The sequence below is a fragment of the Kitasatospora sp. NPDC030952 genome (assembly GCF_055571335.1).
In genome coordinates, this window is the sequence record NZ_JBVIFM010000022.1 from 1 (window position 1) to 22,860 (window position 22,860).

A 22,860-nucleotide genomic window follows, 5' to 3' on the forward strand; every position below is an offset into this window, starting at 1 on the left:
CGCCCCAACCATCGCGTTCGGGGCAGGTGATCATCGATCTGCACATAGAGTGCCGTCAGGAGGGTGTCCAGCTCTTCGGTCGTCACAACCCGAATGCTGGACACCCTCCCTTCATGCCCGGAGCAGAATCGGCAAACCCAGCCGACTTCGGAACTACTCGTCTAGGCCCAGGCCCAGCTCCGTCCGGTACCAGTCCGCCGCCCCGGCCAGGCGGGCCAGCGGCCCCGGACCGGGCGGGCAGGCGGCCAGGCGCCAGACGTCGTCGCTGCGGTACCAGTGGTCGCGGGCGATCATGACGAACTGCCGCTCGGAGACCCGGCCCGGCGTGGCGGCGAGCAGCCGGCGGCACTCCGCCCAGGGCAGCGCCGGGCCGTCCGGGGCGGGCAGCAGGCCGAGCCCGGCGAGGGCGGCCAGCAGTTCGGCGGTGCGGACCGGCGCCGGGTGGGCGGCGTGGTGGATGCCCGGCGCCGGGGGCGGGGCGTCCAGCGCCAGCGCGGTGATCAGCCGGGCCAGGTCGGTGCGGTCCACCAGGGAGAGCCGGGAGTCGCCGCCCGCCCACCGGCCCGGGACCCTGCGGGCCAGCTCGACCAGGGCGGGCACCACCCAGCGGTCGCCGGTCCCGGTGACCAGCGCGGAGCGCAGCACCACGGCACCGGCCGCCAGGGCGTGGCCCTCGCCCAGCAGCCGGGTCCGGCTGGCCTCGGACAGCGGTGCGGCGGGCACCTCGTCGACGCCGATGCCCGGGTGCGGGCCCTCGCCGTACACCGCCGTGGTCGACAGGTGGACGATCCGCCCGATCCCGGCCCGGGTGGCCGCCGCCATCACCGCCGCCGTACCCCGGTCGTTGACGGCCGCGCACTCCTCGGCGCCGCCGCCGACCCGGGAGGCGAGGTGCAGCAGCACCCCGGCGCCCGCGCACAGCCGGTCCAGCGCGGCCCGGTCGGCGAGGTCGCCGGGCACCCAGCCGGTGTGCCCGTCCGCGACGGGCTCCCCGCGCACCAGCGCCCGCACCGGGACGCCGCGGGCCGCGAGGTCCGCCCGTACGGCGGAGCCGATGAAGCCGGTCGCCCCGGTGAGCGCGACCGCGGTCCGTGCCCCGGGCCGCTGTGGCGCTGCCATGGCTGGTTCCTCCCTGCCGACCGGCCGGTCAGTCTAGTCAGCGTGCCGCCCACCCGGAGCCACCCGTACGGAGGGGGCGCCGCTACGGCCGGGGTAAGGCCCACCTAGGCTGTATGCCAAGCAAAACGGGCGAACCGGACCCCCACCAGGGACCACGAGGACGGAAAGCGGGACCCGCCGATGGGCGACGGAATGTCAGGAATGCACCACCACGGCGGGATGGCCCCGCTGGGGCCGTTCAGCCTCTCCAACGTGTGGACCTGGTCCCCGGACTGGGTGTTCCTGCTCGGCGGCCTGGTCGCGCTGGCGCTGTACCTGGTCGGCGTGGTCCGGCTGTACCGGCGCGGGGACCGCTGGCCGATCGGCCGGGTCGTCGGCTGGGTCGCGGGCGTCGCCAGCCTGCTGCTGGTCACCTGCAGCGGGCTGAACGACTACGGCATGGTGCTGTTCAGCGCGCACATGATCCAGCACATGGTGCTGTCCATGCTGACGCCGATCCTGCTGCTGCTCGGCGCCCCGATCACGCTGGCGCTGCGCGCCCTGCGCCCGGCGGGCAAGGGCCGGCCGCGCGGTCCGCGCGAGCTGCTGGTGGCGCTGCTGCACAGCCGGTTCGTGCGGGTGATCTCGCACCCGGCGTTCACCATCCCGATGTTCATCGCGAGCCTGTACGGGGTCTACTTCACCCCGGCGTTCGACTTCCTGATGCAGTACCGCCTCGGGCACATCTTCATGATGGTCCACTTCCTCATGACCGGTCTGACCTTCTTCTGGCCGATCATGGGCGTGGACCCGGGCCCGCACCGCCCCGGCCATGTGATGCGGATCATCGAGCTGTTCATGGGAATGCCCTTCCACGCCTTCTTCGGCGTGGCGGTGATGATGGCCGGCCACCCGCTGGTGACCACCTTCACCGTCCAGGGCTCGCCGCCCGGGACGGACCTGCTGGAGGACCAGAAGCTGGCCGGCGGCATCACCTGGGCGTTCGGCGAGATCCCGACCGCGATCGTGCTGATCGCGCTGGTCTACCAGTGGATGGGCTCCGAGCAGCGGCAGGCCCGCCGCCGGGACCGCGCCGAGGAGCGCAGCGGCGACGCCGAGCTGGAGGCGTACAACGCCTACCTGGCCTCGCTGCACAAGAAGGGCCCTCGCCCGGCCGCCGCAGCACCCGCCGCCGCCCCCGCCGCCCCGGTGGCCGACGCCGGCTGAGCCCGGCCCCGCGGCACCCCGGAGCCCACGTCCTCCCCGGCGGACGTGGGCTCCGTCATGTTCCGGAACGGTGGTCCGGCCGGGGGCGTTCGAGGGGTATGCACGCCCTGTTCCTCCCCGCCGTGCTGCTCGGCGGGTACGCCCTGCTCTGGCTGCTCGGCTTCCTCGGCTGGGCGCTGTTCCAGCGCCGTCGGCCGGTGCCCGCCGGGGCCGACTACCTGGTGGTGCTGGGCGCCGCGCTGGACGGCTGCGAGCCCGCTCCCACCCTCAGGGCCCGGCTGGACGCCGCGCTGGAACGTTTCGCCGCCGAGGAGGCCGCCGGGCACGCGCCGCTGCTGCTGGTGACCGGCGGCAAGGGCCCGCACGAGGAGTGCACCGAGGCCGGCGCGATGGCCCGCTACCTGCTCGCCCGCGGCGTCCCGGCCGAGCGGATCCGGCGCGAGGAGCGGGCCGTGAACACCGCGGAGAACCTGCGGTTCAGCGCCGCCCTGATGGCCGCGGAGCACCCCGGCTACCGCTGCACCGTGGTCACCAGCGGCTTCCACACCGTCCGCTCCGCCCTCGCCGCCCGCCGGGCCGGCGCCCCGGCCCGGCTGCTCGGCGCGGACGGACCGCTCGCCCACGGCCCGTACCAGCTGCTGCGCGAGGCGGTCGGCACGGCGCTCGCGCTGCCGCGCGCCAACGGCGCCGCCCTGCTGCTGCTCACCGGCACCGGCGTGCTGCTCGGACTGGCCTGACGGCGCACGCGGAGAGGCCCCCGGGTCCGCGGCGAGCGGACCCGGGGGCCTCCCGGTGCATCGAACCGATCGGCGTCAGCCGAGGTTGGCGATGGCCTCGTTGAAGGTCTTCGACGGGCGCATCACGGCCGCGGCCTTGGCCGGGTCCGGCTGGTAGTAGCCACCGAGGTCGACGGCCGAGCCCTGGACGGCGATCAGCTCGTCCACGATGGCCTTCTCCTGCTCGGTCAGCGCCTTGGCCAGGCCGTCGAAGGCCTGGGCCAGCTCGGCGTCGGCGGTCTGCTTGGCCAGCTCCTGGGCCCAGTACATGGCCAGGTAGAAGTGGCTGCCGCGGTTGTCGATGCCGCCGAGGCGGCGGCTCGGCGACTTGTCCTCGTTGAGGAAGGTGCCGGTGGCGCGGTCCAGGGTGTCGGCCAGCACCTGGGCGCGGGCGTTGTCCGTGGTGGAGGCCAGGTGCTCGAAGCTGGCGGCCAGCGCGAAGAACTCGCCCAGGCTGTCCCAGCGCAGGTAGTTCTCCTTGACCAGCTGCTGGACGTGCTTCGGGGCGGAGCCGCCGGCGCCGGTCTCGAACAGGCCGCCGCCCGCCATCAGCGGGACGACCGACAGCATCTTGGCGCTGGTGCCCAGCTCCAGGATCGGGAACAGGTCGGTCAGGTAGTCGCGCAGCACGTTGCCGGTGACCGAGATGGTGTTCTCGCCGCGGCGGATGCGCTCCAGCGAGAACGTGGTGGCCTCGACCGGGGACATGATCTCGATCTGCAGACCGGTGGTGTCGTGCTGCGGGAGGTAGGCCTTGACCTTCTCGATCAGCACGGCGTCGTGGGCGCGCTCGGCGTCCAGCCAGAACACGGCCGGGTCGCCGGTGGCGCGGGCGCGGGTGACGGCCAGCTTGACCCAGTCCTGGATCGGCAGGTCCTTGGTCTGGCAGGCGCGGAAGATGTCGCCGGGCTGGACGGCCTGCTCCAGCACCACGTTGCCCTCGGCGTCGACCAGGCGGACGGTGCCGGCGGCGTCGATCTCGAAGGTCTTGTCGTGGGAGCCGTACTCCTCGGCCTTCTGGGCCATCAGACCGACGTTCGGGACGGAGCCGATGGTGGCCGGGTCCAGGGCGCCGTGGGCGCGGCAGTCGTCGAGGACGGCCTGGTACACGCCGGAGTAGCTGCTGTCCGGCAGCACGGCGAGGGTGTCGGCCTCCTGGCCGTCCGGGCCCCACATGTGGCCGGAGGTGCGGATCATGGCCGGCATCGAGGCGTCGACGATGACGTCGCTCGGCACGTGCAGGTTGGTGATGCCCTTGTCCGAGTCGACCATGGCCAGGGCGGGGCCCTCGGCCAGCTCGGCCTCGAAGGAGGCCTTGATCTCGGCGCCGTTCTCCAGCGCGTCCAGGCCGGCCAGGATGCCGCCGAGGCCGTTGTTCGGGTTCAGACCGGCGGCGGCCAGCGCCTGGCCGTACGCCGCGAAGGTCTTCGGGAAGAAGGCGCGGACCACGTGGCCGAAGATGATCGGGTCGGAGACCTTCATCATGGTGGCCTTGAGGTGCACCGAGAACAGCACGCCCTCGGCCTTGGCCCGGGCGACCTGGGCGGCCAGGAAGTCGTTCAGGGCGGCGGCGCGCATCACCGAGGCGTCGACGACCTCGCCGGCCAGCACCGGGACCTTCTCGCGCAGGACGGTGGTGGTGCCGTCCTGGCCGAGCAGCTCGATGCGCAGGGCGCCGTCGGCGGCGATCACGGCGGACTTCTCGGTGGAGCGGAAGTCGTTCTCGCCCATGGTGGCGACGTTGGTCTTGGAGTCGGCGCTCCAGGCACCCATGCGGTGCGGGTGGGTCTTGGCGTAGTTCTTGACCGACTGCGGGGCGCGGCGGTCCGAGTTGCCCTCGCGCAGGACCGGGTTGACGGCGCTGCCCTTGACCTTGTCGTAGCGGACGCGGACGTCCTTGTCCTCGTCGCTCTGCGGGTCGTCCGGGTAGTCCGGCAGGGCGTAGCCCTGGGCCTGCAGCTCGGCGATGGCGGCCTTCAGCTGCGGCACCGAGGCCGAGATGTTCGGCAGCTTGATGATGTTGGCGCTCGGGGTCTTGGCGAGCTCGCCGAGCTCGGCCAGGGCGTCACCGATGCGCTGGGCCTCGGTCAGACGCTCCGGGAAGCTGGCGATGATCCGCCCGGCCAGGGAGATGTCACGGGTCTCCACCCGCACACCCGCCGTCGAGGCGTACGCCTGGACCACCGGCAGGAACGAGTAGGTCGCCAGGGCCGGAGCCTCGTCGGTGTGCGTATAGATGATGGTCGAGTCAGTCATCGGTACTCCGCTTCACGTCTCCAACGTCTTGACGTCAAGATATCTCGTCCCGGGCCCCTCGCTCCACCTCCCCCCGCCCCGGAGCGTGCGCCGGTCGGATCCGGGGGCCCGCGCGGCGGGCACCGGCGGCCGGATCCACCGTGGTCCGGAGCGCGCCGGATGGCAAGCGGAGCGCTCCCGGGCCGTACGGGACGGGCGGGGTTGGGGCGGATGTACGGCCCCGTTCCGGCCGAATTCGGGCCGGCGCGGGACTGGTGCAGTCCAATCGGGTGAGCCGGGTGTCAGGAGTGCGTCAACGCACCACCTCATTCGGTCAACGCTGCGTCAGGACCGGCGACGTCCCGCGGGACCGGACCTAGCGTCGAGGCAAGCAGTTCCGGCAGCCACCACCACCCCACTCGGGAGCATCCGCATGGCCTGCGTCGTCTGGCACGTTCCGGTCACCACCACCGGCACCGGAAGCACCGCCGCCCTCCGCCTCTTCCGCATGCGCAACGGCAGCCGCTGCGCGGTCGGATTCTCCAGCCCCGAGGCGCTCGCCGCCCTGCTGGGGCCCGAGCAGGCCTACACCGAACTCGGCGAGGCCGCCCTGCGCACCCTCACCCGCCCGCTCGGCGTCGACACCCTGGTGCTCGACCCGGGCCTGGTCGCCCCGCCGGTCGCCACCGCCGTCACGCCCGGCGCCGCCCCGGGCGCGGCCCCGACCCCGACCCCGACCGCCCACCTCCAGCACCGGTGACGGCCCCGCTACAGCTCGTCCCGGGCGGGTTCGGCCCCGCTCCGGGACGTACCGAGCAGGCCCGGGCACTGCACGCGATCGCCCGGATCAGCCACGGGCCGGTCCCGCTCGACTTCGACCGGCTGGCCGCGGAGTTCCCGGCCGTGCAGAGCGGCCTGACGCTCGCCGGGGACGCCGATCTGGAGCTGCGCCTCGCCTGCACCGGCCCGGAGGAGCTACGGGCGGTGGCCGCCGCCATCCAGCGGGCCGGCGCGGCCAAGGTCCGGATCGACCTGGTGCTGCGGACGCTGACCCCGGCGCCGGTGACGCTCCGGCCGGTGCCGTGAGCCGGGTGGATCACTCGAACCCGGGGCGCGGGTTCGGATTGACCGCCTGGCCGTCGATCTCCGCGCCCCAGGCGTCCTCACCACCGGCGTCCACGCAGTAGCCGCTGCCCTCGACGTGCCCGCCCGCGGCCCGGCAGGTCGCGGCGGTGACGTCGCGCCGCACGGCCCCCGCCGCCGGGGCGGGGGCCGCGGCACCGGCGACGAGGAGGACGGCGATCGCGGTCGTGACGGCCACCCGGGCCGCGCGTGAGCTCTTCATGCGGCCCACGACAGCACGGCGGCGTGCACCCGGCGACCACAGCTCGCCCGCCCGGGTGCAACCCGCCGCACCCCGCGGGCTACGACCGGTACGACGACCGGGCCAGGGCGGCGATCGCGGCCAGCAGCAGCACCGAACCGGCCACCAGCCCGGCCGTGAACGGCTCGCCGAGGAACAGCACGCCGATCACCGCCGCCGTGGCCGGCTCCAGCAGCACCAGCACCGAGGCGGTGGTGCCCGGCACGGCGGTCAGCCCGCTGAAGTACCACCGGTAGGCGAGCAGGGTCGGCACCGTCCCGAGGAAGAGCAGCGCTCCCCCGGTCAGCACCGGCCGCCCGGTGCTCGGCAGCACGCCCTGCAGCACCGCGAGGGGCAACAGGCAGAGCAGCCCGGTCGCGAAGGCGCCGGTGCCGGCCCGGGCCGAGCCGCCGCCCCGGGCCCACAGGGTCAGCGCGCTCTGGCCGGTCCCCGCGAGCAGCGCCAGGGCGACGCCCAGCGCCGGGCGCGGCCCGGCGGCCGGCGCCGCCACCAGCAGGGCCAGCCCGCCGAGGGCGAGCGACACGGCGGCCACCGCCCGCCGGGTGAGGCGCTCGCCGAGCAGCAGGTGCCCGCCGAGGCTGGTGAGCACCGGCCCGGCGCCGATGGTGATCAGGGTGCCCAGCCCCAGGCCCGCGTAGTGCACGGAGCCGAAGTAGGCGCACTGGCTGACGGCCAGCCCGAGGCCGGTGAGCACGGCGGCGCCGCGCCGGGTGCCGCGCTCCCGGCCCGAGGGCAGCAGCGCCACGCAGAGCGCCGCGACGCCGAAGCGCCAGCAGGAGACGGCCACCGGGCCGAGCCCGCTGGTGCGCATCAGGAGCGCGGCCACGGCTCCGCCCACCCCCCAGGCGACGGCGGCGGCGGAAATGGACAACAGGCCGTGCCGGAAGGGCACGGCGGTGCAGGAGGTCATGCGTCGGTGCTCCACGATGTTCGCCGGTTCTGGTCCGCGGGGTACGCGGGCGGCAGTCATCGCCCCGGCGCCGACGGGCTCTCCCGCTCGGCCGGGTCAGGTGAGGAGGCCGCCCGCTAGCGGACCGGCGGCGGGAGGATCACGAAACGCACGGGACCAGCCTACGACGGGCGGCCCACGGCATGGCTATGCGGGATACGTCATCCCTATCAACACGTGGGCGATCCATAATGCCTGACCGGATAGCGAAGCTCAATTCACGCTCAAATGGTGAACCTACCGACGAGTCACGTAACACGCCCATGAACAGAAGGCCCCCTACCTGCACGGATATCTGGCAAAGAAAGTAAACATTCAGCAATGAAATCTGTGCAGAGGTCTATGAATAGCCCTACTGTGTGGCAACTCTCCGCGCTCCGCCCACCCCGGAGCCCCCACACACAGAGAGATCCTCCATGGCTTCCCTCAACCAGATCTCGCCGCCCGGCCAGAGCTCCGGCACCACCGGGACCGCCCACCGGTCGCTCAAGCGCCACGTCGGACTCGTCGGCCTCATGTGGGCCTCGGTCGGCTCGATCATCGGCTCCGGCTGGCTCTTCGGCGCGAAGAGCGCCGTCACCGCCGCCGGACCGGCGGCCGTCATCTCCTGGGGCATCGGCGCCGTCGCGATCGTGCTGCTCGCGCTCGTGCACGCCGAGCTCGGCGGGCTCTTCCCGGTCTCGGGCGGCACCGCGCGCTACCCGCACTACGCCTTCGGCGGCCTGGCCGGCATGTCCTTCGGCTGGTTCTCCTGGCTCCAGGCGGCCACCGTGGCACCGATCGAGGTCGAGGCCATGATCAATTATGCCAAGGACTCGCCCTGGGCCGGCGGACTGCTGAACGCCGACAAGACCCTGACCACCAGTGGGTTCGTCGTCGCGACCGTGCTGATGGCGGTATTCGTCGCGGTCAATTTCCTCGGCGTGAAGATCCTCGCCCGGACCAACAGCATCGCCACCTGGCTGAAGATCTTCGTTCCTCTGCTCACGATCTTCCTGCTGGCGATCACCAGTTTCCACGGCTCCAACTTCACCTCGCACGGCTTCGCCCCGTTCGGCGCCAAGGGCGTGCTGGCCGCGATCAGCACCAGCGGCATCATCTTCGCGCTGCTGGGCTTCGAGCAGGCCATCCAGATCGCCGGCGAGAGCCGCAACCCCAAGCGCGACATCCCCCGCGCGGTGCTCGGCTCGGTCGCCATCGGCACCCTGATCTACACCCTGCTGCAGGTCGTCTTCATCGGCGCGCTGCCGGTCAGCGCCTTCGCCAACGGCTGGGCGAAGCTCGACTTCCCCGGCATCGACGGCCCCTTCGCCGGTCTGGCCACCCTGGTCGGCCTCGGCTGGCTGTCGTACGTGCTGAAGGTCGACGCGGTGATCTCCCCCGGCGGCACCGGCCTGATCTACACCACCTCCACCTCGCGGATCTCCTACGGCCTGAGCCGCAACGGCTACGCCCCGCAGAAGTTCGAGCAGCTGGACAAGAACGGCGTGCCGTGGTTCGGCCTGATCATCTCCTTCGTGACCGGCGTGATCTGCTTCCTGCCCTTCCCCAGCTGGCAGGAACTGGTCGGCTTCATCACCTCCGCCAGCGTGCTGATGTACGCCGGCGCCCCGCTGGCCTTCGGCGCCCTGCGCCGCCGGCTGCCCGACCGGGAACGCTCCTACCGGCTGCCGCTGGGCGGCGTGGTCTCCCCGGCCGCCTTCGTGGTCTCCAGCCTGATCATCTACTGGGCCGGCTGGCAGACCCTGTCCCGTCTGGGCATCGCCATCGTGCTCGGCTACGCCCTGCTCGGCAGCTACGCGGCGTACGCGATCAAGAAGGGCCTGCCGAACGCGCCGCGGCTGAACTGGAAGGCCGCCCAGTGGCTGCCGGTCTACCTGCTGGGCCTGGGCCTGATCTCCTGGCAGGGCGGCTTCGGTGACGGCACCGGCCGGATCCCGATGTGGTACGACATGGCGCTCGTCTCGGTGTTCTCGCTGGTCATCTACTTCTGGGCGATCCGGGTCGCCCTGCCCGCCGAGGAGATCGAGCGGGAGGTCGCCGACGTCGAGGTGGTCGACGCGGGCGGCCACTGATCCCTCCGAACACGCGGCAGGGCCCGCCGGACACCCGTCCGGCGGGCCCTGCCGCGTTCCGCTACAGGTCCAGCACCGCCCGCAGCGCGGCCTCGACCTCGGCCTCCGGGTCGGCCACCGGGCCCGGCGAGCGCCAGGCGACGAAGCCGTCCGGGCGCACCAGCAGCGCGCCGCCCGGGCCGATGCCGTGCAGGGCGGCGAAGTCCGTGCCCGGCTCCGGGGCCAGGTCGTCCTCGGCGCCGTCGCCGATCCGGTAGGCGTCCAGCGGCACGGCCAGCCGGTCGGCCGCCCGCCGGGCGCCCTGCTGCCAGGCCGTGCCCTCCGGGTCGGTGAGCAGCACCATCGCCTGCTCGTAGAGGTCCAGCGTGGACAGCCGCACCCCCGCGCACAGCAGCCACTGGTGCGGCGCCCGGCTGCCCGGCTCGCCGGCCGACTCGAACGCCTCCGGGACGACCGGTCCGTGCCGGTCCGTGCCGAGCACCGCGCCCCGCGGGTAGCGGTAGCCGAGCGCCACCGCGAGCACCCCGGCCTGCCGACCGACGCCCGGGACCACCGCGTAGCCGGGGTGACTGTGCTCGGCGGAGCGGGCCGAGGCCCGCTCGCCGGTGACCTCGGCGACCGGGCGGCGCTCCTGCCCGTACGTCTCCAGCAGGCCGGGGCCGGCCCAGCCGCAGAGCACGGCGGCCAGCTTCCAGGCCAGGTTGTGGGCGTCCTGGATGCCGGTGTTGGAGCCGAACGCGCCGGTCGGGGACATCTCGTGGGCGGAGTCCCCGGCGAGGAAGACCCGCCCGGCGCCGTACCGCTCGGCGACCCGTTCGGCGGCGTGCCAGGGCGCCTTGCCGGTCACCTCGACGTCCAGTTCGGGCAGGCCGACGGCGGTGCGGATGTGCCGCTCGCAGCGCTCGTCGGTGAACGCCTCCAGCGGCTCGCCGTGCTCGGGGTGCCAGGGCGCGTGGAAGACCCACTCGGACTGGTTGTCCACCGGCAGCAGCGCGCCGTCCGCCTCCGGGTCGGTCAGGTAGCAGGCGATGAAGTGCCGGTCGCCCACCACCTCGGCCAGCCGCTTGCTGCGGAAGGTGATGCTGACGTTGTGGAACAGCTCGCCCTTGCCGGTCTGGCCGATGCCGAGCCGGGTCCGGACCGGGCTGCGCGGACCGTCCGCGGCGATCAGGTACTCCGAGCGCACCACCCGCTCCTCGCCGGTCTCCCGGCTGCGCAGCAGGGAGGTGACACCGTCGGCGTCCTGCTCGAAGGAGACCAGTTCGGTGCTGAACCGCAGGTCGCCGCCGAGTTCGCGGGCCGCGCGCAGCAGCACCGGCTCCAGGTCGTTCTGGCTGCACAGGCACCAGGCGCTGGGGCTGAACCGGGCCAGCCGGCCGCCCGGGTCGATCTCCCGGAACAGCCACTCCTGTTCCTCGCCGGTCAGCGAGGGCGCCTGGAGGATGCCGTGGTTCGGGGCCAGCACCGAGGCCGCCTCACGGACCGCCGGCTCGATCCCGGCCACCCGGTACAGCTCCATCGTGCGGACGTTGTTGCCGCGCCCGCGCGGGTGATGCGAGGTGTCGGCGTGCTTCTCGACCAGCAGGTGCCGGACACCCAGCCGCCCGAGGAACAGCGCCGCCGACAACCCGACCAGGGAGCCGCCCACGATCAGGACCGGCACCCGCTCGTCAACCTTCGGATTCATCAATTGCTCCACCCTGTACGGGGATTGCGCGGCCCGGCGACTGGCTCGGCACCGCCCTCGACGGGCCCGCTCAGCCGGGGGCCCCGCTCTTCCATCCCCCGCCCGAGGGGGGCTGTGCCGCCGCTTCGCCCGGATGGCCCGCAAATCTCGCGCCGCGCCCGGTCGGCCGCTCACGATCGACCTCAGGCCTGGCGCCGCCTGCCCGGGCCGACCGCCACCGCACCTCCCTCCCACCGGCCGGGAGCACTCGCCGGACGCGGCCGTCACGGCCCGCCGCGTGCGGCCAAGAGCAGAAAGTGGATCATGACAACTCTGTCCGAACCGCAGCCGAAGCAGCACGAAGACTCCGACACCCGGCTGAGGGTGGTGCTGATGCTGGAGATCCAGGACGGCGCCCAGCAGCGTTTCCTCGACGTCTACGAGCAGCTGCGCCACCAGGTCGCCTCGGTCCCCGGCCATGTCAGCGACCAGCTGTGCCAGTCCATCAACGACCCCCGCCAGTGGCTGATCACCAGCGAGTGGGAGGACCAGGAGACCTTCCTGCAGTGGGTGGACAGCCCCGCCCACCGCGAGATGGTCAAGCCGATGCACGGCTGCGTCAGCGACAACTTCCGTTCGCTGCGCTACGCCGTCCTGCGCGAGACCTCGGCGGCCGGCTCCACCGGCACCCGGGCCCCGATGGAGGTCCCGCCCGGCCTGCCGCGCAGCGAGCCCGCCGGGCACGTCGGCCCGCCGCGGGCCGACCCGGGCCCGGACGGCGTGGTGCGCCACGCGCTGACCTTCACGGTCAAGCCCGGCAGCGAGGCCGAGGTGGCCCGCATCCTGTCCGGCTACACCTCGCCCCGGGCCGAGGTGGACGAGCACACCCGGCTGCGCCGCACCTCGCTGTTCATGCACGGCAACCGGGTGGTGCGGGCCGTCGAGGTGGTCGGCAACCTCGGCGACGCGCTGCGCCACGTGGCGATGCAGCCCGAGGTGCGGGCGGTCGAGGAGGAGCTCAACCCGTACCTGGAGGAGGCCCGCCAGCTGGGCGATCCGCAGTCCGCCCGCGCCTTCTTCGCCAAGGCGGCGCTGCCCGCCCGGCACCAGGCGATCGCCAGCTCCCCCGCCTCCGGGCGGCTGCACCGGCACGCCGTGCTCTACCCCGTCCGCCCGGGCCGCGGCCAGGCCGTCGCCGAGCTGCTCTTCGACCACGACAACCTCGCCACCGCCGACCCGACCGGCCCGGTCGCGGCGGCCACCGTCTTCCAGCGCGAGGACACCGTGGTGCGCCTGGTCGACCTGCGGGTGCCGGCCGAGGCCGAACCGGCCGCCGCGCTCGGCGTGGCCGGCGACCAGGAGGCGGCCGAACTCGCCCGGCTGCTCGACCTCGGAGCGGCCGGCGACCTGCGCACCGTCGCGGGCCTGAGCGCGTTCCTCGCCGCCCGTGCCATGAGCCCGGTCACCGACCGCAGCTCCCAGAACGCCTGACAGCCGGCCAACCCTCCCGGAGGAAAGCCATCATGACCACGCAGTACCCGCGGATCATCAACCTCGACGAGGCCCCGGAGAACCGCCGCCACGGCGCCGAGCTGCGCACCATGCTCACCCCGCCCAGCTGCGGGGCGACCAGCGGCTTCATGGGCCTGGCCATCATCAAGCCCGGTGAGCGGATCAACGAGCACTACCACCCGTACTCCGAGGAGTTCGTGTTCGTCGTCTCCGGCGACCTCGAGGTGGACCTGGACGGGAAGACCCGGCCACTCAAGCCCGACCAGGGGCTGATGATCCCGATCAACATGCGCCACCGCTTCCGCAACGTCGGCGACACCGAGGCCCGGATGGTCTTCCACTGCGGCCCGCTCGCCCCGCGCCCCGACCTCGGCCACGTGAGCACCGAGGAGTCCGCCGGCACCGGGGAGAGCGCCGCCTCCGGCCCGCCGGAACGCGCCAAGGTGGTCTCGTGACGCGGCGGGTCGCCGTCACGGGGATCGGTGTGGTAGCGCCCGGAGGGATCGGCATCCCGGCGTTCTGGGAGCTCCTGACGTCCGGCCGCACCGCCACCCGGGGCATCACGCTCTTCGACCCGGCCGGGTTCCGCTCCCGGATCGCGGCCGAGTGCGACTTCGACCCGGCGGCCCACGGACTGACCCCGGAGGACGTCCGACGGGCCGACCGCTACGTGCAGTTCGCGATGGTCGCGGCCGCCGAGGCGGTCGCCGACGCCGGCCTGGACCTGGCCGCCGAGGACCCGTGGCGGATCGCCGTCTCGCTCGGCACCGCCGTCGGCGGCACCACCCGGCTGGAGCACGACTACGCCCTGGTCAGCTCCACCGGCGCGCGCTGGGACGTGGACCACCGGCACGCCGAGCCCCAGCTGCACCGGGCCTTCGCCCCCAGCACGCTGGCCTCCGCGGTGGCCGAACGGGTCGGCGCCCACGGCCCGGTGCAGACCGTCTCCACCGGCTGCACCTCCGGACTGGACGCGATCGGCTACGGCTTCCAGGCCGTCGAGGAGGGGCGCGCCGACATCTGCGTCGCCGGCGCCTCCGACTCCCCGATCTCGCCGATCACCGTCGCCTGCTTCGACGCCATCAAGGCCACCAGCGAGCGCAACGACGATCCGGAGCACGCCTCCCGCCCCTTCGACGCCCACCGGGACGGCTTCGTCCTCGGCGAGGGCGGCGCCGTCCTGGTGCTGGAGGAGCTGGAGCACGCCCGCCGCCGGGGTGCCCGGATCTACGGCGAGATCGGCGGCTTCGCCACCTTCGGCAACGCCTACCACATGACCGGCCTCACCAAGGAGGGGCTGGAGATGTCCCGGGCGATCGACCACGCGCTCGACCACGCCAAGGTCGACCGCACCGACGTCGACTACGTCAACGCGCACGGCTCGGGCACCAAGCAGAACGACCGGCACGAGACCGCCGCGGTCAAGCGCTCGCTGGGCGACCACGCCTTCAGGACGCCGATGAGCTCGATCAAGTCGATGGTCGGGCACTCGCTCGGCGCGATCGGCGCGATCGAGGTGGTCGCCTGCACCCTCGCACTGGCCCACGGCGTGGTGCCGCCGACCGCCAACTACGAGACTCCCGACCCGGAGTGCGACCTCGACTACGTGCCGCGCACCGCGCGTGAGCTGCCGCTGAGCCACATCCTCTCGGTCGGCAGCGGATTCGGCGGATTCCAGTCCGCCGTCGTGCTCAACAGAACGGGGTGAGATCCATGACGTCACGTCAGCAGGGCCGCCGGGCGGTGGTCACCGGCCTCGGCGTGGTGGCGCCGAACGGTGTCGGTGCCGACGCCTTCTGGAAGGCCACCAGGCAGGGCGTGAGCGTCCTCGACCGGATATCCCGCGAGGGCTGCACCGACCTGCCGCTCAAAGTCGCGGGCGAGGTGCGGGAGTTCGAGCCGCAGTCGGTGATCGACAGCCGTTACCTCGTGCAGACCGACCGCTTCACGCACTACGCGATGGCTGCCGCCGACCTGGCGGTGACCGACGCCGGGTTCCGGCCAGACCCCGAACACCCCTTCGCGGTCGGCGTGGTGACCGCGGCCGGCTCCGGCGGCGGCGAGTTCGGCCAGCGCGAACTCCAGCAACTCTGGGGCCAGGGACCGAGGTTCGTCGGACCGTACCAGTCCATCGCCTGGTTCTACGCGGCCAGCACCGGCCAGATCTCGATCCGCGGCGGCTACAAGGGCCCGTGCGGGGTGGTCGCCAGCGACGAGGCCGGCGGCCTGGACGCCCTCGCGCACGCCGCCCGCTCGGTCGAGCGCGGCACCGACGCCGTGGTGGTCGGCGCCGCCGAGGCCCCGCTGGCGCCGTACTCCATGGTCTGCCAGCTCGGCTACCCCGAGCTGAGCCTGGCCGACCGGCCCGACGCGGCCTACCTGCCGTTCACCGCCCGGGCCTGCGGTTTCGCCCCCGCCGAGGGCGGCGCGATGCTGCTGCTGGAGGACGAGCAGGCGGCCCGGCGGCGCGGCGCCGCCGTCCGGGCGTACCTGGCCGGGCACGGCGCCACCTTCACCGGGGCCTCCCGCTGGGAGGAGTCCCGGGAGGGGCTGGCCGCCGCGATCCGGATCGCGCTGGACGAGGCCCGGATCGCGCCCGAGGAGATCGACGTGGTCTTCGCGGACGCGCTCGGCGTCCCCGCCGCCGACCGGGCCGAGGCCCTGGCACTGGCCGACACGCTCGGTCCGGCTGCCGAGAGGGTCCCGGTCACCGCCCCCAAGTCCGGTACGGGCAGGGCCTATTGCGGCGCCCCGATGCTGGACGTGACGGCCGCCGTACTGGCCATGGAGGACGGCGTGCTGCCGCCCACCCCCAATGTCACCGAGGTCTGCCACGACCTCGCCCTGGTGACCGGCCGCGCCCGCCCGGCCGAACTGCGCACCGCGCTGGTGCTCAGCCGCGGGCTGATGGGCTCCAACTCCGCGCTGGTGCTCCGCCGCGGCGGTCCGTCCTGACCCCTGAACCCCCGATCCACCGCACTTCGCCACCGCACTTCGAAGGGAATCCCGTGAGCAACACCCTCAGCTATCCCGAACTGGCCGCCCTACTCCAGTCCCGGGCCGGCGTCACCGTCGACCCGGGCGACCTGGAGCAGCCGGGCGCCCAGTTCGACGACTTCGGCGTCGACTCGCTCGGACTGCTCGGCATCGTCGGCGAGTTGGAGAACCGGCACAGCCTCAAGGTCACCACCGGCGCCGAGACCGCCAAGACCCCGGCCGAGTTCCTGCAGCTGGTCAACACCTCCCTGTCCGCGAAGGCAGGTGCCTGAGATGCCCGGACACACCGACAACGAGATCGTCATCAACGCCCCGGTCGACCTGGTCTGGGAGATCACCAACGACCTGGAGAACTGGCCGGAGCTGTTCAGCGAGTACGCCTCGGTCGAGGTGCTGGAGCGCGAGGGCGACCGGGTGCAGTTCCGGCTCACCATGCACCCGGACGAGAACGGCAAGGTCTGGAGCTGGGTCTCCGAGCGCACCACCGACCGCTCCTCGCTCGCGGTCAGGGCCCGCCGGGTCGAGCCCGGCCCGTTCGAGTTCATGGAGATCCGCTGGGAGTACGCGGAGGTCCCGGCCGGCACCAGGATGCGCTGGATCCAGGACTTCGCGATGAAGCCCACCGCGCCGGTGGACGACGACGGCATGGTCAACCACATCAACAAGAACTCCCGGATCCAGATGCAGCTGATCCGCGAGAAGGTCGAGAAGCAGGCGGCCGAACGATGACCGAGACCCATCGCGCCCTGATCGTCGCCCGGATGAAGCCCGAAGCCGCCCCGGACATCGCCGAGGTGTTCGCCGACTCCGACCGGGGCGAGCTGCCGCACCTGATCGGCGTCACCGGCCGCAGCCTCTTCCAGTTCGGCGACGTCTACCTGCACCTGATCGAGGCCGACCGCCCGCCGGGCCCGGCCGTCGCCAAGGTCCTCGGCCACCCGGAGTTCCGGACCGTCAGCGACCGCCTCACCGCCTACGTCCAGGCCTACGACCCGGCCACCTGGCGCGAGCCCAAGGACGCCATGGCACGCGAGTTCTACCGCTGGGACCGCTGACCGCCACCGCGGTCCGCCGTCCCTCTGGGCCCGCCCCCGGCCGTGCGCCGGGGGCGGGCCCACGCGCGCCCACCACCCGGCGGCGACGCGGGGCGCCCGTACCCCCGGGCGCGACGCGGGGCGCCCGTATCACCCGGCGGCGACGTGTGGCGCCCGTACCACCCGGCGCCACGCCAGGTTCACCCGGATCGCCGGGGCACCCGGGTGAACACGCCCCGGACTCCACCCGAAGGGCGCACGGAGCGTACCGGCGCTGCCACGCTCCGGTGGCAGTCGGCCGCACCGTGGTTGACGGTGGATCAGGCGCCACTTTCCGCGAGTCCCCTTGACCGGCATCGTGCCGGCGGTCGCGGTCCGCGCGCCGGAAGGATCATCCTCATGCGTTCTGCACGTACGCTGCTCGCCGGAGCGGCCGTCGCCGCCGTCCTCACCGTCGGCACCCCCATGGCCTTCGCCGACGGCACCTCCTCGGACCAGGGCAAGAACCTCACCTGGCAGGAGAAGCAGTCCGACAACAAGGGCGGTTCCGGTTACGACGACAAGAAGTCCGGCGGCTCCGACGAGCACAAGGGTTCGGGCGAGCACAAGGGCAACGACGACCACAAGGGCAGTGACGACCACAAGGGCAACGACGAGCACAAGGGCAACGACGGCCGGGGCTCCGGCGGCCACGACGAGGAGTACGCCTCCCCGCACGGCGGCGTGCACACCGGCGGCGGCGGCCTGGCGCTGTCCGGCGGCGGCCTCGCCTCCGGCGCGGTGCTGCTGCTCGGTGGCCTGGGGGCCGGCGCGTACGCGCTGCGCCGCGGCCGCCGTACGTCCGGCGCGGTCGCCTGACCCTGCCGGCTGATGCCTGCTGCCTGATGCCGCCTCTGGGCGCCTCCCCCCGGCCGGGGTGGGGCGCACGGAGGCGGCGGGCCGTTGCGGAACCCTGACGAAGGAACGTCGAGCGGAGGACAGGAATGACGGGCGGTCCCGGGTCCGGAATGCCCCGGCTGCTGCGCGGCGGCATGGGCGCGGCTGCGGTCGGCCTGCTGCTGATCTACAACTCGGTGGACACCGGGCCGAGCGGGGACACGACGGCCGGCCAGGCCGCTCCCCCGGCGGCCGTCGCCCCCGCCGTCCCGGGAGCGGTGGCGGCCGCCGCCACCGCTCCCGCGAACGCCTCGCCCGCGGCGCCGGGCTCGCCGGCGCTCAAGCGCTCCAAGCCGACCCGGCTGCGGATCCCGCAGATCGCGGTGGACGCGCCGTTCACCGAGCTCACCCTGGGCCCCGCCGGGCAGCTCAACGCGCCGCCGCCGGACGACAAGAACCTGGTCGGCTGGTACCGGGACGGCGCCACCCCCGGCGAGCGCGGCAGCGCCGTCGTCGCCGGGCACGTGGACACCACCAAGGGCCCGGCGGTCTTCCTGCTGCTGAGCCTGCTGCTGCCCGGCAACAAGGTCGAGGTGAGCCGCGCGGACGGCACCGTGGCGGTCTTCACCGTCGACGCGGTGGAGACCTTCGCCAAGAACGCCTTCCCGGACCAGAAGGTGTACGGCAAGACCCCGGACGCCCAGCTCCGGCTGATCACCTGCGGCGGCACCTACGACAAGAAGCGGCGGGACTACCTGGACAACGTGGTGGTCTTCGCCCACCTGGAGTCCTCCCACAAGGCCTGAACCCGTGCGACGGCCGCTGCTCCCCCGACGGGTCGGGGAGCAGCGGCCGTCGCGTACGGGCCGGGCGGCTCAGCCGCGGACGGTGGCCTCGAAGGCGTGCAGGTAGGGGTTGACCGGGCGGACGGCGGCGACGTCGAGGCCGGCCTCCCGCATCAGCTGGACCATGCTGTCCTCGGAGTGCTTGGCGCCGCCCACGTTGAGCATCAGCATCAGGTCCATGGCGGTGGTGAAGCGCATCGAGGGGCTGTTGTCGACGAGGTTCTCGACCACCACGACGCGGGCGCCGGGGCGGGCCACGGCGACCACGTTGGCGAGGGTGCGGCGGGTGCTGTCGTCGTCCCACTCCAGGATGTTCTTGATGATGTAGAGGTCGGCGCGCACCGGGATCTCCACCCGGCAGTCGCCGGGCACCAGGCGGGCGCGGGCGGAGAAGGCGCCGCCGTCCTGCAGCCGGGGGTCGGCGCCGGCGACGACCTTGGGGAGGTCGAGCAGGGTGCCGTGCAGGGCCGGGTGCTTCTCCAGCAGGCTGGCCAGCACGTGGCCCTGGCCGCCGCCGATGTCCGCGACCGAGTCGATGCCGGTGAGGTCCAGGTAGTCGGCGAAGTCCATGGCGGACTGGCGGCTGGAGGTGGTCATCGCCTTGTCGAAGACCTTCGCCGAGTCGCCGGCGTCGCTGTGCAGGTAGTCGAAGAACTCCTTGCCGAACAGCTCGGGGAAGACGTTGCGCCCGGAGCGCACCGCCTCGTCCAGCTTCGGCCAGGCCTCCCAGGTCCACGGCTCGGTGCACCAGAGGGCGATGTGGCGCAGCGAGTTGGGGGCGTCCTCGCGCAGCAGCCGGGACATCTCGGTGTGTTCGAAGCAGTCGTCGCCGGTCTCGGCGAAGAGCCCGTAGCAGGTGAGCGCGCGCAGCAGCCGGCGCAGCTGGCGGGGCTCGGTGTCGAGCCGCGCGGCGAGTTCGGTGACGCCGGTCGGGGTGTCACCGAGGACGTCGGCGACACCGAGCCGGGCGGCGGCGCGCACGGCGGCGGCACAGGCGGCGCCGAAGACGAGCTCGCGCAGGCGCATCGCGGCCTGGGGCGTGGGGTTGACGGGTGCGGTGGTCATGGGCTGGTCCTTCTCGATCGGGGTCGTCAGCAACGGCCGGACGGCTCGGAGACCGAGCAGGTGTTGCGGGCGAAGGAGTTGTCGGTGCCGGAGTCGCGGTCGGCGAGGTCGGCCGGGCCGTTGCCGCTCAGGTGGTTGTCGGCGACGGTCGCCCGGGTGTTGGGGATGCCGACGGCGCTCTTGAAGAGCACGATGCCGCCGGAGAAGTCCGAGGCGCCGACGTTGTCGTGGACCTCGTTGTCGGTGACCCGGGCGTCCTCGGTGCCGGTGAGCACGATGCCGGCGCCCTGGATGGCGCCCAGGCGCGGGTTGGCCGGGCAGAACTTGTTGTTGGCGACCACCCGGTTGCGCCGGACGTCGAGGTCCCCGGCGCGGGGCACGCCCTCGTCGCCGACCACGAAGACGCCGCTGCAGTTGCCGCTGATCCGATTGCCCTGGACGGTCAGCACCCGCAGTCGGCGCACGGTGACGCCGACCCGGTTGCCGGTGAGCTCGTTGCCCTCGACGACGGTGCCCCCGGCGTCGGGCGCGCCGCCCTCGCGGTAGGCGTAGTTGGCGAGGAAGACGCCGGACTGGCCGTTGTCCACCGAGCGGTTGCCGAGGATGGCGGCCTTGGTGGAGATCTCCTGGCTGATGCCCTGCTGGGCGTTGTCGTGGACGTAGGTGGCGCGGACGGTCAGGCCGGTGGTGCCGCTGGCGTCGATGCCGTTCTTCCGGAAGCCGGTGACGGCCAGGGCCTCCACCGTGACGCCGGGCAGCGGGGCGGCCTCGGTGCCGACCACGCAGACGCCGTGCCCGGCGGTGGCGCAGGCGTTCTCGGTGCCGTCCCCGGGGGTGATCACGCTGTCCGGCCCGGAGCCGCGCAGGGTGAGGTCGGGGGTGGCGATGCGGACGCTGCCGCGGTAGGTGCCGGGGAGGAGCTGGATCGTGTCGCCGGGGTGGGCGGCGTCGACGGCTCGCTGAATCGATTCTCCCGGCTGGACGAAGAGCACCGCGCCCTCGGCGGCCTGGGCCGCGGGGGCTGCGGCCAGGGTGGCGAGGACGGTGGTCAGGGCGGTGGCGGCGGCGGTGGCCGCGGCGAGGTGGTGGAGCCGACGGGTGGGCATGGTGGTGACCTGTCTTTCGGCGCGCTTGGTGTGGCGGGTGCGGCGGGTGGGGGCGGGTGGAGCAAGTGGGGCAGCGGGGACGGTGCGGTGGTGCGGCAGTGGGACGTGCGGCGGTACGGAGGTGGGGCGGCGGGACGGTGCGGCGGTGCTGGTTCGTGCTGCTCGGGAGGCGTTCCGACCCGGCGTGTGCGGGCGGTGACGTTCGGTGAGTGCGGCCGAGTCGACGGTACGGGCGCCCCGTGGGGGCCGCCACCAGGGCTGGGCTGCCGGACTGACGGGGCGTCGGCCGCTGGTGGGACGCCCCGGCGTGGCGTGCGTACCCGGCGCCAGGACGGGCCCGCGCGCCGTCGCCCGCCGGGCCCGTGGCATCCTCGGGGGCATGAGCACCGCGCCCGAACCGACCACCGCCGCCCGCCGCAATCCGATCGGCGCCCACGTCCCGGTGGCCGGCCGCGGCCTGGCGGGCACCGGACTGGCGTACGCCCGCAGGGTGGGCGCCGAGACGGTGCAGGTGTTCGTGGCCAACCCGCGCGGCTGGGCCACCCCCGCGGGCAACCCGGCGCAGGACGAGGAGTTCCGCACCGCCTGCGCCGAACAGGGCGTCCCGGCCTGGGTGCACGCGCCGTACCTGATCAACTTCGGCTCGGACAACCCGGCCACCCGGGAGCGTTCGGCCGACTCGCTGCGGCACTCGCTGCACCGCGGGCACGCGATCGGCGCGCTCGGCGTCGTGCTGCACACCGGCTCGGCGGTCGGGACGGCACCCGGCGGCGGCTCGCGCCGGGCCGAGGCGATGGCCCAGGTGCGCGCCGACGTCCGGCCGCTGCTGGACGAACTGGACGCGCTCGGCGACGACGCCCCCTGGCTGCTGCTGGAGCCGACCGCCGGGCAGGGCAGCTCGCTCTGCTCCCGGCTGGAGCAGCTGGCCGAGTACGTGGAGGCCCTGGACGGGCACCCCAAGGTGGGCGTCTGCCTGGACACCTGCCACGCCTTCGCCGCCGGGCACGACCTGGCCGCTCCCGGCGGGGTGACGGCCGCGCTGGACGCCCTGGCCTCGGCGGCCGGCCCGGGCCGGCTGCGGCTGATCCACGCCAACGACTCGGAGGACGCGGTCGGCGCCCGCAAGGACCGGCACGCCAACATCGGCGCCGGGATGATCGGCGCGGAGCCGTTCCGGGAGCTGTTCGAGCACCCCGAGACGGCCGGGGTGCCGCTGTTGGTGGAGACCCCGGACCGCAAGCACGGCGGGGACGGCACCGGGCACGCGATGGACATCGCGGTGCTGCGGGAGCTGCGCGAGCGGGCGGCCGTACCGGCCTGAGGCCCGCCGGGGCGGCTGTCGCCGGCGCCCACCACCCCGCCTGCTGCGGCAGGCGAGCACGGGTGAGCCCGGGACCGCTGTGCGGTCCCGGGCTCACCCGTCGATCAGTCGATCAGCAGTCGCCGATGCAGTCGTCCTCGGTGTGGGCGTGGACGTTGGTCCAGTTGGCGTGCGGGCCGAACAGGCCGACACCGGCGCTGCCCATCTCCAGGCTCTGCCCGGTCGACGAGTGCGACGCGTGCCAGTTCGCCATCGCCGGCGCCGGCGCCGCGAGGGCGGCGGCACCCGTCACCACGGTGATCACGGCGAGCTTGCGGATGTTCCCACGAAGCGACATCTGATGTCCCTTTGGCTTGTCGATGGTCCTCAACCCGCGCCCCCGAACGGCCAGTTCGAGCCGATTCGACGGGCCGGGCGACGCCCCACCGGGAGGCGCCGGGCCAAGGTTGGCACACGAACCCGCACCGGCGGGCGCGCGCCGCAACCGCGCTGGGACATTCGGGTGACACATCTCCCCCTGCCGGACGAACGCGGTCGTACGCCTGCATTCCGGGTCGAACAGCCTCACGGGGCGCACCGGACGAGTGCCCGTCCGAGCGGCCCGGGACCGCAAGTCTTGCGGTGATCCGCCGGGCGGAATGAACAAATCCCATCGATTTGGTGCAAGGTGCCGCGCAGTCCGAGCATGAACGGT

Annotated in this window: 23 protein-coding genes; 15 read left to right on the top strand and 8 right to left on the bottom strand. The window is 73.5% G+C overall.

Translation table 11 applies throughout. The features are described 5' to 3' along the window. Positions 1-153: 153 nt before the first annotated feature. A complete protein-coding gene (locus ACZ47G_RS30450) occupies positions 154-1,119 on the bottom strand; it encodes an NAD-dependent epimerase/dehydratase family protein (RefSeq protein ID WP_465748149.1) in 966 nt (321 codons plus the stop codon). Positions 1,120-1,320: 201 nt separating this feature from the next. Here ACZ47G_RS30450 and ACZ47G_RS30455 point away from each other — a divergent pair, with 201 nt between their 5' ends. Further along, the gene (locus tag ACZ47G_RS30455; protein ID WP_465748397.1) at positions 1,321-2,325 is read left to right on the top strand and encodes a cytochrome c oxidase assembly protein; all 1,005 of its coding nucleotides are present in this window, start codon (positions 1,321-1,323) and stop codon (positions 2,323-2,325) included. Positions 2,326-2,423: 98 nt separating this feature from the next. Next, complete coding sequence (locus ACZ47G_RS30460; protein WP_465748151.1) at positions 2,424-3,062, top strand: YdcF family protein; 639 nt, start codon at positions 2,424-2,426, stop codon at positions 3,060-3,062. Between the two features lie 75 nt (positions 3,063-3,137). Here ACZ47G_RS30460 and ACZ47G_RS30465 read toward each other — a convergent pair whose 3' ends face one another. Next, positions 3,138-5,357 (bottom strand): NADP-dependent isocitrate dehydrogenase, encoded by a 2,220-nt coding sequence (locus tag ACZ47G_RS30465; RefSeq protein ID WP_465748153.1) that lies wholly within the window; start codon positions 5,355-5,357, stop codon positions 3,138-3,140. Positions 5,358-5,769: 412 nt separating this feature from the next. Here ACZ47G_RS30465 and ACZ47G_RS30470 point away from each other — a divergent pair, with 412 nt between their 5' ends. Both ACZ47G_RS30470 and ACZ47G_RS30475 read left to right on the top strand, forming a co-directional pair. Continuing rightward, positions 5,770-6,096, top strand: coding sequence for an SAV_915 family protein (locus ACZ47G_RS30470; RefSeq protein WP_465748154.1), 327 nt, complete (start codon positions 5,770-5,772; stop codon positions 6,094-6,096). Beyond that, positions 6,093-6,422 (top strand): hypothetical protein, encoded by a 330-nt coding sequence (locus ACZ47G_RS30475; protein WP_465748155.1) that lies wholly within the window; start codon positions 6,093-6,095, stop codon positions 6,420-6,422. Before ACZ47G_RS30470 ends, ACZ47G_RS30475 begins: the two co-directional genes overlap by 4 nt. Positions 6,423-6,432: 10 nt before the next feature. Here ACZ47G_RS30475 and ACZ47G_RS30480 read toward each other — a convergent pair whose 3' ends face one another. Together ACZ47G_RS30480 and ACZ47G_RS30485 are read right to left on the bottom strand one after the other, a co-directional pair. After that, on the bottom strand, positions 6,433-6,681 hold the full coding sequence (locus tag ACZ47G_RS30480; RefSeq protein WP_465748157.1) for a hypothetical protein: 249 nt from the start codon (positions 6,679-6,681) through the stop codon (positions 6,433-6,435). 79 nt (positions 6,682-6,760) lie between these two features. Next, positions 6,761-7,630, bottom strand: a complete 870-nt coding sequence (locus ACZ47G_RS30485) for a DMT family transporter (RefSeq protein WP_465748159.1) — start codon at positions 7,628-7,630, stop codon at positions 6,761-6,763. A 455-nt stretch (positions 7,631-8,085) separates the two neighbouring features. Between ACZ47G_RS30485 and ACZ47G_RS30490 the strand changes: the two genes are divergently transcribed. Next, on the top strand, positions 8,086-9,744 hold the full coding sequence (locus ACZ47G_RS30490) for an APC family permease (RefSeq protein ID WP_465748161.1): 1,659 nt from the start codon (positions 8,086-8,088) through the stop codon (positions 9,742-9,744). Between the two features lie 61 nt (positions 9,745-9,805). Here ACZ47G_RS30490 and ACZ47G_RS30495 read toward each other — a convergent pair whose 3' ends face one another. Next, a complete protein-coding gene (locus tag ACZ47G_RS30495) occupies positions 9,806-11,431 on the bottom strand; it encodes an FAD-dependent oxidoreductase (protein WP_465748163.1) in 1,626 nt (541 codons plus the stop codon). Between the two features lie 303 nt (positions 11,432-11,734). Between ACZ47G_RS30495 and ACZ47G_RS30500 the strand changes: the two genes are divergently transcribed. The 9 genes from ACZ47G_RS30500 to ACZ47G_RS30540 all read left to right on the top strand — a co-directional run bounded on the left by ACZ47G_RS30500 (position 11,735) and on the right by ACZ47G_RS30540 (position 18,635). Beyond that, positions 11,735-12,901: a SchA/CurD-like domain-containing protein gene (locus ACZ47G_RS30500; RefSeq protein ID WP_465748165.1), complete on the top strand. Its 1,167-nt coding sequence runs from the start codon at positions 11,735-11,737 to the stop codon at positions 12,899-12,901. A gap of 32 nt (positions 12,902-12,933) precedes the next feature. After that, complete coding sequence (locus ACZ47G_RS30505) at positions 12,934-13,377, top strand: cupin domain-containing protein (protein ID WP_465748167.1); 444 nt, start codon at positions 12,934-12,936, stop codon at positions 13,375-13,377. Then, positions 13,374-14,630 carry a beta-ketoacyl-[acyl-carrier-protein] synthase family protein gene (locus ACZ47G_RS30510; RefSeq protein ID WP_465748169.1) on the top strand — a complete coding sequence of 419 codons (1,257 nt, stop codon included), beginning with the start codon at positions 13,374-13,376 and terminating at the stop codon, positions 14,628-14,630. The genes ACZ47G_RS30505 and ACZ47G_RS30510 overlap by 4 nt, the downstream gene beginning before the upstream one ends. A gap of 5 nt (positions 14,631-14,635) precedes the next feature. Beyond that, complete coding sequence (locus ACZ47G_RS30515) at positions 14,636-15,877, top strand: ketosynthase chain-length factor (RefSeq protein WP_465748171.1); 1,242 nt, start codon at positions 14,636-14,638, stop codon at positions 15,875-15,877. 53 nt (positions 15,878-15,930) lie between these two features. Next, positions 15,931-16,191 carry an acyl carrier protein gene (locus tag ACZ47G_RS30520; RefSeq protein WP_465748173.1) on the top strand — a complete coding sequence of 87 codons (261 nt, stop codon included), beginning with the start codon at positions 15,931-15,933 and terminating at the stop codon, positions 16,189-16,191. A 1-nt stretch (position 16,192) separates the two neighbouring features. Further along, a complete protein-coding gene (locus ACZ47G_RS30525; protein ID WP_465748175.1) occupies positions 16,193-16,648 on the top strand; it encodes an SRPBCC family protein in 456 nt (151 codons plus the stop codon). After that, positions 16,645-16,974: a TcmI family type II polyketide cyclase gene (locus ACZ47G_RS30530; protein ID WP_465748177.1), complete on the top strand. Its 330-nt coding sequence runs from the start codon at positions 16,645-16,647 to the stop codon at positions 16,972-16,974. Before ACZ47G_RS30525 ends, ACZ47G_RS30530 begins: the two co-directional genes overlap by 4 nt. A gap of 378 nt (positions 16,975-17,352) precedes the next feature. Next, complete coding sequence (locus tag ACZ47G_RS30535) at positions 17,353-17,811, top strand: hypothetical protein (RefSeq protein ID WP_465748179.1); 459 nt, start codon at positions 17,353-17,355, stop codon at positions 17,809-17,811. Positions 17,812-17,936: 125 nt separating this feature from the next. Continuing rightward, on the top strand, positions 17,937-18,635 hold the full coding sequence (locus ACZ47G_RS30540) for a class F sortase (protein ID WP_465748181.1): 699 nt from the start codon (positions 17,937-17,939) through the stop codon (positions 18,633-18,635). A gap of 69 nt (positions 18,636-18,704) precedes the next feature. Here the strand turns inward: ACZ47G_RS30540 and ACZ47G_RS30545 are convergent, their stop codons facing one another. After that, entirely contained in the window at positions 18,705-19,739 is a 1,035-nt protein-coding gene (locus ACZ47G_RS30545) for a methyltransferase (protein WP_465748183.1), read from the bottom strand. Positions 19,740-19,765: 26 nt separating this feature from the next. Continuing rightward, positions 19,766-20,845, bottom strand: coding sequence for a right-handed parallel beta-helix repeat-containing protein (locus tag ACZ47G_RS30550; RefSeq protein ID WP_465748185.1), 1,080 nt, complete (start codon positions 20,843-20,845; stop codon positions 19,766-19,768). Positions 20,846-21,224: 379 nt separating this feature from the next. Between ACZ47G_RS30550 and ACZ47G_RS30555 the strand changes: the two genes are divergently transcribed. After that, positions 21,225-22,166 (top strand): deoxyribonuclease IV, encoded by a 942-nt coding sequence (locus ACZ47G_RS30555; protein ID WP_465748187.1) that lies wholly within the window; start codon positions 21,225-21,227, stop codon positions 22,164-22,166. A 112-nt stretch (positions 22,167-22,278) separates the two neighbouring features. Here ACZ47G_RS30555 and ACZ47G_RS30560 read toward each other — a convergent pair whose 3' ends face one another. Then, positions 22,279-22,503, bottom strand: a complete 225-nt coding sequence (locus ACZ47G_RS30560; RefSeq protein WP_465748189.1) for a hypothetical protein — start codon at positions 22,501-22,503, stop codon at positions 22,279-22,281. Between the last annotated feature and the right edge of the window lie 357 nt (positions 22,504-22,860).